Below are 13,884 nucleotides of genomic sequence, written 5' to 3'. Positions count from 1 at the left end.
GCCCGGCATGCCCGCATACGATTTCATGCGGGCCGGGCCGCTGCCGCCCGCTACCGCAGGAGACAAGGATCCGAGGTCCGTGCAACTCTGGACGGGCACTTCAGCCGATCGTGATACCGGAGGTCTCATCCGTGGCGGACGAGAACGCCGACCGTGTCCACGCCCCGGGGGCCGAGTCCGCTCCGCCGGCCCGGGACGTGGAGCCGTTCTGGGCCGACGAGCCCGAGACGCCGGTGCACGGCCGTGCCGTGCCACTGACCGATCGGACGCCACCGGTCGGGATGACGCAGGTCGAGCCGGGCGTCTACCGGCCCTCCGGGGACACGTCCCTGCCACCCGGGGTGCATCTGCCCAGCCAGCGGCCGCCGGCCGAGGCGGCGCCGTGGCCCGGTCCGGATCCGGTCGTCCCGGCCGTGGCCGACTCCCCGTGGGCGCACCCGCCGCACCGTCCGGCGGAGAGCGCCCCGGTGCCGCCGGCCACCCAGCCGGTCCCGGTGCAGCCGGTCTCGCCGGTCTCTCCGCTGTCGGCCCAGCCCGCCTGGCCCGGACCCGCTGAACCGGCCTCCGTCCTGCCGGCGCCGCCACTGTCGGTTCCGGTGGAGCCCGTTTCGGTCCAGCCGGTCCCACCGGCGGTCGGCGCCTCCGTCGTACCCCCGCCGTTTGAACAGCCGACGCCGCCGCAGGCCGCCGTCGGGACGCCGAGCCCCACAGAGGCCGCGCCGTGGCCGCCGCAGGCCGCCGTCGGAATGCCGCCCACCGCGGACGGCTTCCCGCCGCAGGCCGTCGGTGAGGCGCCCGTGCACACGACGCCGTTGTCGCCACCTCAGCAGCAGGCAGTGCCGCCCGGCGCCGCTGAGATCGACCCGTTCCAGGATCTGCTCGACGCGACGCCGACGGCGGAGGAGTTCGCCCGGCGGCGGCTCGCCCGGCCGTCCCAGCAGAGCGCCACGATGGGTGCCCGGGCGATGCTCCGGAAGAGCACGTTCGGGCTGCTCAACATGGCTCCGGGCCAGCATGAGCTGGAGTACAAGCAGGACGTGGAGATGGTCCGCCGCAACTTCGGCGGGCTGCGCCAGGTAACCGTGGTCAACCCGAAGGGCGGCGCCGGGAAGACGGTGGCCGTGCTGCTGCTGGCGATGACGTTCGGGCAGAAGCGCGGCGGCTACGTGCTGGCCTGGGACAACAACGAGACGCAGGGCACGCTGGGCATGCGGGCGCAGCAGGACTTCCACGCCCGTACGGTCCGGGACATGATGCGTGACCTGCATCTCTTCCAGGGCGCGCAGGGCCGGGTCGGTGACCTGTCGCAGTATGTCCGGGCCCAGGGCGAGGGCATGTTCGACGTGCTCGCCTCGGACGAGTCGGCGACCGCCGGCGAGATGCTGACCGCGGACTCGTTCGCCGAGATCCGTGACGTGGTGAGCCGGTTCTACAAGCTGATCTTCGTGGACACCGGCAACAACGTCCGCGCGGAGAACTGGCAGGCCGCCATGGACGCCACCGACCAGTTGGTGATCACCATGTCGGCCCGTAACGACTCGGCCGAGACCGCGGCCCGGGCGCTCGACCACCTGGAGCAGAGCGGTCGCCGGCGACTGGTCCGCCAGGCGGTGACGATCGTCACCATGCCGCCGACCCGCAAGGACATCGACCTGCCGTGGATCCAGCAGCACTTCGCGGCCCGGACCAGGGCGGTGCTGCTGGCCCCCTACGAGCGGCTGATCGACTCCGGCGAGCCGATCCGGTACGGCGAACTGTCCAGCAGCACCAAGGACGCCTGGCTCAAGATCGCCGCTGCGGTCGCTGAGGGGCTCTGACGAAAATGGACGGCGAGCGCCGAAGACGCTCGCCGTCCGAAACGGATCAGGTCAGGGCGTCGGCCGCCGCCGGGTCGCTGTCCCGCAGGAACTGGGCGCAACGGGCCGCCTCGTCCGCCTCACCGATCACGGCGGCGGCCAGCGACAGGACGTGCAGGCAGCGCAGGAAGCCCTGGTTCGGCTCGTGCGCCCAGGGCACCGGGCCGTGGCCCTTCCACCCGTTGCGGCGCAGCGCGTCCAGGCCGCGGTGGTATCCGGTGCGGGCGTACGCGTACGCGGTGACCGGCTCGTCGGCGGCCAGCGCCGCGGCGGCCAGAGGCGCCCAGGCGGCGCTGTACGCGGGGTACTTGGCGGCGACCGCCTTGAAGGCCTCGTCGGTGCCCGCGGCGGAGGCCTCGGCGAGAGCCTTGTCGGCCTCGGCGTCGGCGGGCAGGCGGGTGGCCGGCGGCTCGGGAAGGAGGTTCTGCATGACCCCATTCAACCCGTCCGGGCGGGCCGCATTCCCGTCAAGACGGCGTTTCCCCGAATGAACAGCCGATGATCAGTCCCAGGCCCTGCCGAGACGGAACAGCCGGCCGGCGTACTCGATCTGGGTCTGCCACTCGTCCGGCCACGCGGAGAGGCCGAGCGAGGCGCCCGCGAAAGCCCCCGCCAGGCAGGCGATGGAGTCGGAGTCGCCGGACGAGGCCGCGCCACGGCCGACGACGGTGACCGGCTCGTGCGGCGAGATCAGGTAGCAGTAGAGGGCCGTGGCCAGCGCTTCCTCGGCGATCCAGCCGGCGCCGGTGGCCAGGCACGGGTCGCCGGCGTGGTCGCCCTTCGCGAGCGCGGCCTCGACCCGGTCCAGCGCGGCGGCGCACTCGTCCCAGCCGCGGGCGATGAAGTCCTCCGGCGAGGTCACCGTCGGGCGCTGCCACAGCTCCCCCAGCCAGTCGCCCCGATAGACCTTCCGCTGCGCGGCGCAGCGATCCCGGAGGGCGGCGAGCAGATCGGCCGGCGCGAGGCCGTTCCGGAGCCAAAGGCAGGCGTACGCGGTGAGCTCGCTCGCCGCCAGCCCGGTCGGATGGCCGTGTGTGAGGGCCGCCTGGAACTGTGCCACCCCGGCCCGCTGGTCGTCGGTGAGACCGGGAACCAGGCCCACCGGGGTGACCCGCATGTTGGCGCCGCAGCCCTTCGAGCCGGCCTGGGTGGCCCGGGTCCACGGTCGGCCGTCGGCGAGCAGCTCGATGGCCCGCAGGCAGGTCATGCCGGGCGCCCGGTCGTTCTCCGGGCTGGCCGCCCAGGACAGGAAGCGGCGGCGCAGCACCGGCTCCAGAGCGGCCGGGGTGACGTCGGCGCCGACCTCGAGCAGCGCCTCACCGACCGCCAGGGCCATCTGCGTGTCGTCGGTCACCAGGGCCGGCTCGCCGACCAGTTGCCGTGGGCCGCCGGGACCGTACCGGGCGACGATCGAGGCGTACTCCTGGAACTCGGTCGGCTTCCCGAGCGAATCCCCGTACGCCAATCCGAACAGTGACCCCGACGCAGCACGCATGCCGACAACTTTAGGTAGTACGTCAACGACGTGCTCGGTGCGAGCAAGATGGACGGTATGCCCGATCCCCTGCAACCAGTGCTCGGCGGCGACACGCCCTTCGACGCGACCGCCGACGAGATCGAGACCCGAGCCGAACTGAACGTGCACCTGGCCAGGAACACCCTGGCCGGCCTGTGTGTCCTGGGCCTGCGCCTGGACCAGGATCCGCCCGACCTGAGCGGCACCGACGTCCGCGACACCGTCTTCGTCGGCTGCCATCTGGCCGGGCTGGAGGTGGAGGCCGACCTGATCCGGCGCGGGGCGCACGTGGTCCCGCCCTTCGACGGCCGGCCCTACCCGACACATCCGGCGCTGCTGTACACGGCGGAGGACCTGTCCGCCGGGTTCGCCGAGCACGGCTTCGCCGGCATGTACGACACCACCGTCTACGACCATTTCGTGGCGCACGGCGGCGCTGTTCCGGACATCCGGGAGGCGCTCGCCCAGCGGCTGCACGACGCCGGGATCGACAACGCGCTGGGCAAGGCGCTCAACGCGTGGGCGAGGATGTCCGGGCCGGGCGGGGCGATCGGGATCATGGGCGGGCATGCCGCGCCACGGGGCTCGGGGCCGTACCGGATGGTCGCGGCCCTGGCCCGCCGCCTGGCCGCCGCCGGGCGCCTGATCGTGACCGGCGGCGGCCCGGGCGTGATGGAGGCCGCCAACCTGGGCGCCTACTTCTCCTCGTTCCCGGAGGCCGACCTCACCGTCGCGATCGACCGGCTCGCGGTCGCGCCGCAGTTCCTGGACCACGTGCCGTACACCGCGGCCGCGCTGGCGGTGCGTGCCACCTGGCCGTTGCCACCGCTCGACGTGGCCGGCCGGCTCCGGCACGGCGGCTTGGCCCTGCCCACCTGGCTGTACGGGCACGAGCCGGCCAACCTGTTCGCCGGCCAGATCGGCAAGTACTTCTCCAACGCGGTCCGCGAGGACTCGATCCTGCGGCTGTCCCGGGGCGGGATCGTGTTCGCACCGGGCTGGGCCGGGACCGTGCAGGAGATCTTCCAGGCGGCGACCAAGACGTTCTACGCCACCGACGGGCCGTCCGGGGCGTACGTGTTCCTCGGTGTGGAGCACTGGGCCGCGCTGCCCGTGGCGGACCTCCTCGGACCGTTGCTGGCCCGTTCCCCACGCGGCGACCAGTCCGGTCTGATCGTGGTCACCGACTCACTGGACGAGGCCATGTCGGCCCTCTCACCCGCGCCTTCGGCGAAGTAGCGGGGGTGTCGCACACTGCACCCATGGATCTGACCGTGTTCTTCATCGTCGTCATCGCGCTGTTGGCGGTCTCACTGTTCCTCAAGATCATCAGGGGCGGCGCCCGGCGCGCCGGCCGGTCCCGCTCCCACAACAACGGCGCCTGGGTGGCGGCCCCGCACAGCCACCACCACGACGGTGGCTCCTCGGACGACCACTCGTGGAGCGACAGCGGCTCGTCGTCGAGTGACAGCGGCGGCTGGAGCGGCTCCGACAGCGGCGGTGGCGGCGGCTGGAGCGGCGGGGACAGTGGCGGCGGTGGCTGGAGCGGCGGTGGGGACAGTGGCGGTGGCGGCAGCTACTGACCTCTCAGGCGACGTGCACGCGCCGCCAGTGCACGGCGGGCAGCTCGGCCTCGGGGACGTCGGTGATGCCGTTCTCGTCCATGGCGTTGTAGATCGCGAGGCGCGCGCCGTCGAAGAGGAATTCGACGGCGTGCAGCACGCGGGGCCGCCAGTCGGCCGAGGTGGTCCGCTCGATGATGTTGACGGCACGAAGCGGGCGGTCACGGGCCTGGCGCAGCGCGGCGTTCGGGTCGGACCGCCAGTCGAAGTGTTCGTACCAGTCGATCGGGACGCTCATGTCGATCTGGTCCCAGGTGATCGCGCACTCATCGAATTTACGGTGAGTGATCTCTACGCGACTCATTCCGAAGTCGAGGATCACCGGACCGTCGGCGAACCAACCACGCTGAGCCACATCCCACATGAGATGGCTTGATCGCAGTTTCCGGCCGATGAGCCGCACGAACATGTGTCGATGGGCGGCAGCGAGGGCTTCGGCATCGTGATGCCACTCGGGTTTCCAGCCCTCGATTCCGAGCACGACCACCGTCCCGCCGATCTTGATCGGTCGATGGTACCCGTGCCTCTGCGTGACCCCGCAAGACAACGACGGCCGGTCCCCACGAAGGGGACCGGCCGTCGTCGCGGAATTACTTGGCGAACGTGGTTCCGGTCGAGCGGAGGTGCTCGCAGGCCTCGAGGACCCGCTTGGCGAGACCGTTCTCGGCCAGCTTGCCCCAGGCGCGCGGGTCGTAGGCCTTCTTGTTGCCGACCTCGCCGTCCACCTTGAGCACACCGTCGTAGTTGCGGAAGAAGTGGTCCGCGACCGGGCGGGAGAACGCGTACTGGGTGTCGGTGTCGATGTTCATCTTGACGACACCGAAGTCCAGAGCGCCGTGGATCTCCGACAGCAGCGAGCCCGAGCCGCCGTGGAAGACCAGGTCGAGCGGCTTCTCCTTGCCGTACTTGGCGCCGATCGCGTCCTGGATCTCCTTGAGGATCTCCGGGCGCAGCTTGACGTTGCCCGGCTTGTAGACGCCGTGCACGTTGCCGAAGGTGAGGGCGGTCAGGTAGCGGCCCTTCTCACCCAGGCCCAGGGCGGCGGCGGTGGCCAGGCCGTCCTCGACGGTCGAGTAGAGCTTGTCGTCGATCGCGGCGGTGACGCCGTCCTCCTCGCCACCGACGACGCCGACCTCGATCTCCAGGATGATCTTGGCGGCCGCGGTCCTGGCCAGCAGCTCCTCGGCGATCTGGAGGTTCTCGTCCAGCGGCACGGCCGAGCCGTCCCACATGTGCGACTGGAACAGCGGGTTCTGGCCCTTGGCGACACGCTCGGCGGAGATGTCGATCAGCGGCCGGACGAACCCGTCGAGGTGGTTCTTCGGGCAGTGGTCGGTGTGCAGCGCGATGTTGACCGGGTAGTGCTTCGCGACGTGGTGCGCGAACTCGGCCAGCGCCACGGCGCCGGTGACCTTGTCCTTGATGGTCGGGCCCGAGACGTACTCGGCACCACCCGTGGAGATCTGGATGATGCCGTCGCTGCCGGCCTCCGCGAAGCCCTGGAGGGCCGCGTTGAGGGTCTGCGAGGACGTCACGTTGATCGCCGGGTAGGCGAACGCGCCGGCCTTGGCGCGATCGATCATTTCGGCGTAGACCTCGGGAGAAGCGATAGGCATCGGTGCGCTCCTTGCTCTTTGGTACGGGCAGCAGAGGGCAGGACCGCGCTGTCCTCCAGCAGGCAGTATTCCGCAGTCGCGTTGCGTAGCGGAAATCGCCCCGAAATCCGGACCGCGAGCCCCGCGATTGGTATATAAGCGGCAATCTCCCGGCCGGTTCGCGGCGGACTGTGGCCCTTGTTCCCCTTGCGCTCCGTGATCGGGCCGCTCGCGCCACCGCCAGAAGAAGCGGCACCTGCCCGTTTGTGCGGCATCCCGGCCGGGCAACGCGCACCATGAGACGAGGACCACACGCCCGAGCACCGGAGAGACCGGACCACCCCGGAGCCGATAGCCGCCGAGAACGGAAGGGAGCCGAGGATGACGCAGCCGATGGAGATCGACCTGGAGACACCCGAGTTCGACGCGGCAGAGCAGGCGATGATCGCGGTCCCCAGCCTGCAGGACGACGACTCGGACGACGAGCCGCCCCACACCGGCGACGTCAGCGAGTGGGACGCCCAGGAACAGGTCCGCGTGGTCGAATTCGACGACGACTACCGCTGACCGGCGGGCACAAATCGATCGCCGGAGTCGCGGGCTGCTGACACGATCGACGCGTGCTGCTCACCCTGACGACCACCCACCGGCCCGCCACCGACCTGGGCTACCTGCTGGTCAAGCATCCCGGCAAGGTGCACTCCTTCGACGTGCCCACCGGCACGGCGCACGTCCTCTACCCCGAGGCGGAGGAGGACCGGTGCACCGCGGCCCTGCTGCTGGACATCGACCCACAGCGGCTGCGGGCGCAGCGGGACGCGTTCGAGCTGAGCCAGTACGTGAACGATCGGCCGTACGCGGCCTCCAGCCTGTTGGCGAGCGCCCTGGCCAAGGTGTTCCGCAGCGCCCTGCGCGGCGCCTCGCGGGACCGGCCGGAACTGGCCGCCACCAGCATCCCGCTGGAGATCCACGTGCCGGTGCTGCGCGGCACTCCGGAGCTGGTGAGCCGCCTGTTCACCCCGCTCGGCTGGCAGGTCACGGCCACCCCCATCCCGTTCGAGGCGGAGATCGGCGGCGACAGCCGCTATGTCGACGTGCACCTGTCCGGCGAGCTGCGGGTCGCCGACGCGCTGAACCATCTGTACGTGCTGCTGCCGGTGCTGGACGACGGGAAGCACTACTGGGTCGCTCCGGACGAGATCGAGAAGCTGCTGCGCTCCGGTGAGGGATGGCTCGCCGCCCACCCGGAGAAGGTGCTGATCGCCCGGCGCTACCTGGCGCACCGCCGGTCGCTGGCGACCACCGCCCTCCAGCTGCTGGAGGCGGATCAGCCGGCCACCGAGGAGGAGGCCGAGCTGCCGGTGACCCGCCGCGCCCCGCTGGCCGAGCAGCGCCGGGAGGCCGTGCTGGCCGCTCTCACCGAGGTGGGCGCGTCCCGCGTCCTGGACCTGGGCTGCGGTGGCGGCGCGCTGCTGACCGCCCTGGTCAAGGACCGGGCTCTCACCGAGATCGTCGGTGCCGACGTGTCCACCCGCTCGCTGGAGCAGGCGGCCCGGCGGCTCCGGCTGGACCGGCTGCCCGAGCGGCAGAAGGACCGGATCCGCTTGATCCAGACCGCGCTGACCTACCGCGACGACCGGCTCCGCGGTTTCGACGCGGCGGTGCTGATGGAGGTCATCGAGCACATCGACCTACCCCGGCTGCCCGCTCTGGAGGCCGCCGTCTTCGGTCACGCGCGGCCCGGCGCCGTGATCGTGACCACGCCGAACGTGGAGTACAACGTGCACTACGAGGGGCTGACCGGGATGCGCCACTCGGACCACCGCTTCGAGTGGACCCGGACCGAGTTCGCCGCGTGGGCGGAGTCGGTCGCCGCGGCACACGGCTACACGGTGACGATCCGTGGGGTCGGCGAGGCGGACGAGGTCACCGGCGCACCCACCCAGCTCGCTCTCTTCAAGATCTCGGAGGTGACCGCATGATCCTCGACGTTCCCGAGCTGTCGCTCGTGGCCCTGGTCGGCATCTCCGGTTCCGGCAAGTCGACCTTCGCGGCCCGGCACTGGGCGCCCACCCAGGTCCTCTCCTCGGACTTCTTCCGTGGCCTGGTGGCCGACGACGAGAACGACCAGTCCGCCTCGTCCGACGCGTTCGACGTGCTGCACTACGTGGCCGGCAAGCGGCTGGCCGCCGGACGGCTGACCGTGGTGGACGCGACGAACCTCCAGTCGCACGCCCGGGCCGGTCTGGTCAAGGTGGCCCGTGAGCACGACGTGCTGCCGGTGGCGGTCGTGCTGGACGTGCCGGAGTCACTGGCCTGGGAGCGCACGCAGGGCCGTACGGACCGGACCTTCGGCCGCCAGGTGATCACCCGGATGCACCGTGACCTGCGGCGTTCTCTCGGGCAGCTCGCCAAGGAGGGCTTCCGCAAGATCCACGTCCTGCGCGGGGTGGACGAGATCGCCGCCGCCGAGATCCGCTACGAGAAGCTCTTCAACGACCTGAAGGGCGAGCACGGACCGTTCGACATCATCGGGGACGTGCACGGCTGCCGGGCCGAGCTGGAGGCGCTGCTCGGCAAGCTGGGCTGGCACCTGGTCCGCGACGAGCGCGACCGGCCGGTCGACGCCACGCACCCGGAGGGCCGCAAGGCGGTCTTCGTCGGTGACCTGGTCGACCGCGGTCCCGATTCGCCGGGGGTCCTGCGGCTGGTCATGGGCATGGTGGCGGCCGGGCACGCGATCTGTGTGCCGGGCAACCACGAGCAGAAACTGGCTCGCAAGCTGAACGGGCGCAACGTCCAGCTCACCCACGGCCTGCCGGAGACCCTGGAGCAGCTCGAGGCGGAGGACCCGGCGTTCGTCGCCGAGGTGCGGGTCTTCATCGACGGCCTGGTCAGCCACTACGTGCTCGACGACGGCAACCTGGTGGTGGCGCACGCCGGCCTCAAGGAGGCCTACCACGGGCGGGCCTCGGGCCGGGTGCGCAGCTTCGCGCTCTACGGCGAGACCACCGGCGAGACCGACGAGTACGGCCTGCCGGTCCGCTACCCCTGGGCCCGTGAGTACCGCGGCTCGGCCGCCGTCGTCTACGGCCACGTGCCCACCCCGGTTCCGGAGTGGATCAACAACACCATCTGCCTGGACACCGGTTGCGTCTTCGGCGGCGCGCTCACCGCGCTCCGCTGGCCGTCGCGCGAGCTGGTCGCGGTCCCGGCCGCGAAGGAGTACTACGCACCGGTCCGGCCGCTGCTCACGACTCCGGCCAAACCCGATCAGGGCCTGGACATCGCGGACGTGACGGGTCGTCGGCACATCGATTACGGGTACGGACAGACCACCGTCCCCGCCGAGAACGCGGCCGCGGCCCTGGAGGTCATGGGGCGGTTCTCGGTCGACCCGGAGACTCTGGTCTGGCTGCCGCCCACGATGGCGCCGTGCACGAGCTCGACCGTGGAGGGCTACCTGGAGCACCCGTCCTCGGCCTTCGCGGACCTGCGTGCCGCCGGGGTGGAGCGGGTGGTGTGCGAGGAGAAACACATGGGCTCCCGTGCCGTGGTGCGGGTCTCCGTCTCCGGCACGGGCGACGCCGTCTGGACCAGGACCGGCCGCCCGTTCTTCGGCCCGGAACTGGACGAGCCGCTGCTGGCCCGCATCCGGGCCGCGGCCGCCCCGCTCTTCGCCGAGCTGGAGACCGGCTGGCTGCTCCTGGACACCGAGTTGCTGCCCTGGTCGGCGAAGGCGGGCAGCCTCATCCGGGACCAGTACGCCGGGGTCGGCGCGGCCGGCCGGGCCGCGCTGCCCGCCGCGCTCACGGTGCTGGAGCGGGTGGCCGGGCGCGGGCTCGACGTCGGCGAACTGCGGGACCGGCTGGAGCTGCGGGCCACCGAGATCGAGGGATACTCGGCGGCCTACCGGGCCTATGTGAAACCGACCGACGGCCTCACCGGGGTCACCCTCGCTCCGTTCGCCGTGCTGGCGGGCGCCGGGGTCTCGTACGCGAAAAGGGACCACGACTGGCACCTGGCGCTGGCGGACCGCCTGGTCGCGGCAGACCCGGAGCTCTTCACGCCCACCCGGCGGATGATCGTCGATCTGGACGATCCGGCGGCGGAGGCCGCCGCCACCGAGTGGTGGCTGACCCTGACGGCGGCCGGCGGCGAGGGCATGGTGGTCAAGCCGTGGGCCGGGCTCGCCCGGACCGACGCGAAGGGCCGTCTCGTCCAGCCCGGCGTGAAGTGCCGCGGCCGTGAGTACCTGCGGATCATCTACGGTCCGGAGTACACCCGGCCGGAACAGCTGGACCAGCTCCGCCGGCGGAACCTGGGCCGTAAGCGGTCGCTGGCTCTGCGTGAGCACGGCCTCGGCCTGGCGGCGCTGGACCGGCTGGCCGAGGGCGCTCCGGCCTGGCGGGTGCACGAGCTGGTCTTCGCGATCCTGGCAGCCGAGTCGGAACCGGTGGATCCTCGTTTGTGACCGGTCGGTCACTTTCTGAACCGCACAGCATTCATACAGGTACCGGCCGCACATCGGCCGGTACCCTGGCTCCTCGTGGACATCCATGCGCTCACGGAGCAGCTCGCGCTGAACCCGATGGACCCGAAGGACCTTCTCAGTGCCTTCGGGTTGCCGGGTGTCTTGGCCATCCTCTTCGCGGAGACCGGCCTGCTGGTCGGCTTCTTCTTCCCCGGTGACTCTCTGCTGTTCCTGGCGGGCGTGGCGGCCTCCGAGGTGGCCGACTCGATCTTCGGCCCGGGCGCCAAGCTGTCCATCGTCGGTCTGCTGATCGGCGCCCCGATCTGTGCCATCATCGGCGCCCAGTTCGGGCACTGGCTGGGCGCGAGGTACGGGCGCCGGATGTTCGACAAGCCGGACTCGAAACTCTTCAAGAAGGAGTACGTCGAGAAGGCGGAGTACTACTTCGAGAAGTTCGGCCCGGCCAAGGCTGTGGTGCTGGCGCGCTTCATCCCGATCGTCCGCACGTTCCTCAACCCGGTCGCCGGCACGCTCGGCATGCCGGCCCGCCAGTTCCTGGTGTGGAACATCGTGGGCGCCGTCCTCTGGACCGACGGCATCATCCTGCTCGGCTACCTGCTGGCGCAGCAGATCTACGACGCCATCGGCGACAAGATCGACCACTACATCCTGCCGGTGGTCGTGCTGATCGTCCTGATCTCGGTGCTGCCGATCGGTATCGAGCTCCTGCGTGAGCGGAAGGCCAAGAAGCAGGGCCTGCACAAGGGCCCGGAGCCGGCGGCCGCCATCGGTGTCGTCGCCGCGGCCAGCGTCGCGGGCATGGCCGACGCCGCCCGCCACGAGTTCCAGGAGTTTCAGGAGCACCACCACCATGCCCCGCAGCAGCCGGCCTACCCGCAGCAGGCTCAGCCGCAGGGCCACCCCCAGCAGCAGGCGTACGGGCAGCCCACCTACCCGCAACAGCAGTACCCGCCCCAGCAGTACGGGCAGCAGCAGCCCTACGGCGACCAGCAGCAGTGGCCGCCACGCAACTGACGGCGGACAGACGGAAGGCCGGCCCCGGTATCGGGAGCCGGCCTTTCCGTTCCTGCCTACACCGTTACGGCGGTGGGTCCGGAGAGCCGCTCCAGGAACTCCTCCGGGCACTCCCGAAGGTTCTCCAGCCGGCCCGCGGTGAGCGCCCGGTACGTGAGCGACGCCGCCTCCTCCAGATTGCGCGCCCGTTTGTGCGCGAGTTCCACGGAGTCGCCCATCACCACGCACCCGTGCTGGCTGAGCACCAGACAGTCGGTGCCGTCGGCGGCCATCGCCGCGGTCAGCGCGGCCAGTTCGGTGCTGCCCGGCAGCCGGAACGGCACGGTCGACACCCGCCGCAGGTAGTACGCGTGATCGGTGGTCACGATCCGGATGTGCTCGCCCAGGGCGTCCAGCAGCAGAGCCGTCTGCGGGTGGAGATGAACCACCGCGTTGATGTCCGGCCGTGCCCGGTAGAGCGCGAGGTGCAGCGCCAGCTCACTGGTCGGCTCGATCCGTGCCGGCGGTATGGCCCCGACGACGGCGGGCGCCCCGTCGGAGATCCGCACCGGCGCGAAGGTGCTCCGGCTCAGCCGGTCCAGCCAGGATCCGCTCGCGGTGACCCAGATGGCGTCCTCGTCGGGAATGCGGGCGGACAGGTTGCCGCCCGATCCACACACGAGGCCCGCCTGCACCACGTCGTAACCCACGTGCGCGAGTTGGTCACGCAGGTCACCGGGGACGTAGTTCACCCGTTCCTCCTCAGGTCCGCCGGCCCAGTCCGTTGAGCCGGGGTCCTCGGCCTGGCGCCACGCCCCCCATAGATCAGTGACGCCAGGTCGCTACCGACAGCTCAGCGGGCCTTCTTGGTGGCCCGCTTCCGCGGCGGGGTCAGCAGGTCCGCGATGGTGGCGATGGCGGTCGGCACCAGCCGGTAGTACGCCCACACACCACGCTTCTCACGCTCCAGCAGACCCGCCTCCGTCAGGATCCGCAGGTGGTGACTCACGGTCGGCTGCGAAAGGCCCAGGGGGGCCGTCAGGTCGCAGACGCACGCCTCGCCATCCGTGGCGGACTGGATAAGGCTCAACAGCCGTAGCCGAGCCGGGTCGGCGAGCGCCTTGAGCACTCCCGCCAGGCGCTCAGCGTCAGCGCGTTCAATAGGCTCGCCGGCAAGCGGCGAGATCTGAGGCATCGTCATTTCCGCCAACGCAGTTCCCACGATCTCCATCCTTCCACCAACTGCATCGATTCTCCTGCATGTCAGCAGGAACGAACCGGTTAACTTTCGGGCCGTAAGGCCGACATCGATCGCCGAGTCGGCCGACCGGACACCCTCACCCAGTCCACCTTTCGTGCGATGACGACTTCGGTCTCTGCCTCCTGCAACGCCTCAGTCGCCTTCTGGTCGCTACCCATCCGTGTCGAGGTCTCGATCCCCGCCTTCGGAGTGAGGCGGACCACATTGTCATTTCGTCGATTTTTTCGGTCCACCGATCCTCGACGATGACTCAACACGGAACGCGTCGAGACCATCACGCCACCCTGCGCGATCATCAGTTCGCCACTCACCCCACGACCCGATGAAAGCACGACACCACGCTGCGCGACGGACAATTCAGTGATGAATTTACCCAGGTCGTGCCTTGCTTCCATGACATCGAGCGTACTGGCTGTTCGGAAACCGGAAACTTTCCCCCCGGCAGGACGGAACGGAACTATTGACGCATGGCTTTGGCCCATTTTGTAAAGAAGGTTTACAGATCCAGCAACTGATCTCGGCCCTTCCTCGGAGCATAGATGCTGC

13 protein-coding genes and 1 pseudogene are annotated in these 13,884 nt (G+C 70.5%); 7 read left to right on the top strand and 7 right to left on the bottom strand.

Translation table 11 applies throughout. The features are described 5' to 3' along the window. Positions 1-131: 131 nt before the first annotated feature. Positions 132-1,817 (top strand): chromosome partitioning protein, encoded by a 1,686-nt coding sequence (locus KZ829_RS31015; RefSeq protein ID WP_220147405.1) that lies wholly within the window; start codon positions 132-134, stop codon positions 1,815-1,817. A gap of 46 nt (positions 1,818-1,863) precedes the next feature. On the opposite strand, the gene KZ829_RS31010 is transcribed toward KZ829_RS31015, so the two are convergent. Both KZ829_RS31010 and KZ829_RS31005 read right to left on the bottom strand, forming a co-directional pair. Next, entirely contained in the window at positions 1,864-2,286 is a 423-nt protein-coding gene (locus KZ829_RS31010) for a DUF3151 domain-containing protein (protein WP_220147404.1), read from the bottom strand. Between the two features lie 72 nt (positions 2,287-2,358). Further along, complete coding sequence (locus KZ829_RS31005) at positions 2,359-3,351, bottom strand: ADP-ribosylglycohydrolase family protein (protein WP_220147403.1); 993 nt, start codon at positions 3,349-3,351, stop codon at positions 2,359-2,361. Between the two features lie 57 nt (positions 3,352-3,408). Between KZ829_RS31005 and KZ829_RS31000 the strand changes: the two genes are divergently transcribed. Both KZ829_RS31000 and KZ829_RS30995 read left to right on the top strand, forming a co-directional pair. Next, on the top strand, positions 3,409-4,611 hold the full coding sequence (locus KZ829_RS31000) for a hypothetical protein (RefSeq protein WP_220147402.1): 1,203 nt from the start codon (positions 3,409-3,411) through the stop codon (positions 4,609-4,611). A gap of 23 nt (positions 4,612-4,634) precedes the next feature. Then, a complete protein-coding gene (locus KZ829_RS30995) occupies positions 4,635-4,955 on the top strand; it encodes a hypothetical protein (protein ID WP_220147401.1) in 321 nt (106 codons plus the stop codon). A gap of 4 nt (positions 4,956-4,959) precedes the next feature. Here the strand turns inward: KZ829_RS30995 and KZ829_RS43415 are convergent, their stop codons facing one another. Together KZ829_RS43415 and fbaA are read right to left on the bottom strand one after the other, a co-directional pair. Then, a complete protein-coding gene (locus KZ829_RS43415) occupies positions 4,960-5,232 on the bottom strand; it encodes a hypothetical protein (protein ID WP_246636538.1) in 273 nt (90 codons plus the stop codon). 352 nt (positions 5,233-5,584) lie between these two features. Then, positions 5,585-6,610 carry a class II fructose-bisphosphate aldolase gene (fbaA, locus tag KZ829_RS30985; RefSeq protein WP_220147399.1) on the bottom strand — a complete coding sequence of 342 codons (1,026 nt, stop codon included), beginning with the start codon at positions 6,608-6,610 and terminating at the stop codon, positions 5,585-5,587. A 360-nt stretch (positions 6,611-6,970) separates the two neighbouring features. Between fbaA and KZ829_RS30980 the strand changes: the two genes are divergently transcribed. The 4 genes and pseudogenes from KZ829_RS30980 to KZ829_RS30965 all read left to right on the top strand — a co-directional run. After that, on the top strand, positions 6,971-7,156 hold the full coding sequence (locus tag KZ829_RS30980; RefSeq protein WP_220147398.1) for a hypothetical protein: 186 nt from the start codon (positions 6,971-6,973) through the stop codon (positions 7,154-7,156). A gap of 53 nt (positions 7,157-7,209) precedes the next feature. Next, positions 7,210-8,571, top strand: a complete 1,362-nt coding sequence (locus KZ829_RS30975) for a 3' terminal RNA ribose 2'-O-methyltransferase Hen1 (protein WP_220147397.1) — start codon at positions 7,210-7,212, stop codon at positions 8,569-8,571. Continuing rightward, positions 8,568-11,063 (top strand): polynucleotide kinase-phosphatase, encoded by a 2,496-nt coding sequence (locus KZ829_RS30970; RefSeq protein WP_220147396.1) that lies wholly within the window; start codon positions 8,568-8,570, stop codon positions 11,061-11,063. Before KZ829_RS30975 ends, KZ829_RS30970 begins: the two co-directional genes overlap by 4 nt. Positions 11,064-11,180: 117 nt before the next feature. After that, positions 11,181-11,930: pseudogene (locus KZ829_RS30965) on the top strand (DedA family protein); the annotation flags it as partial. 224 nt (positions 11,931-12,154) lie between these two features. On the opposite strand, the gene KZ829_RS30960 reads toward KZ829_RS30965, so the two are convergent. The 3 genes from KZ829_RS30960 to KZ829_RS30950 all read right to left on the bottom strand — a co-directional run bounded on the left by KZ829_RS30960 (position 12,155) and on the right by KZ829_RS30950 (position 13,733). Further along, a complete protein-coding gene (locus KZ829_RS30960) occupies positions 12,155-12,829 on the bottom strand; it encodes a class II aldolase/adducin family protein (protein ID WP_183225749.1) in 675 nt (224 codons plus the stop codon). A 101-nt stretch (positions 12,830-12,930) separates the two neighbouring features. Then, complete coding sequence (locus tag KZ829_RS30955; protein WP_014440216.1) at positions 12,931-13,308, bottom strand: ArsR/SmtB family transcription factor; 378 nt, start codon at positions 13,306-13,308, stop codon at positions 12,931-12,933. A gap of 50 nt (positions 13,309-13,358) precedes the next feature. After that, positions 13,359-13,733, bottom strand: a complete 375-nt coding sequence (locus tag KZ829_RS30950) for a hypothetical protein (RefSeq protein ID WP_220147395.1) — start codon at positions 13,731-13,733, stop codon at positions 13,359-13,361. Positions 13,734-13,884 lie beyond the last annotated feature (151 nt).

Source organism: Actinoplanes hulinensis, assembly GCF_019429605.1.
GTDB classification, from domain to species: domain Bacteria; phylum Actinomycetota; class Actinomycetes; order Mycobacteriales; family Micromonosporaceae; genus Actinoplanes; species Actinoplanes campanulatus.
This window is presented reverse-complemented; position numbering and strand designations above follow the sequence as displayed.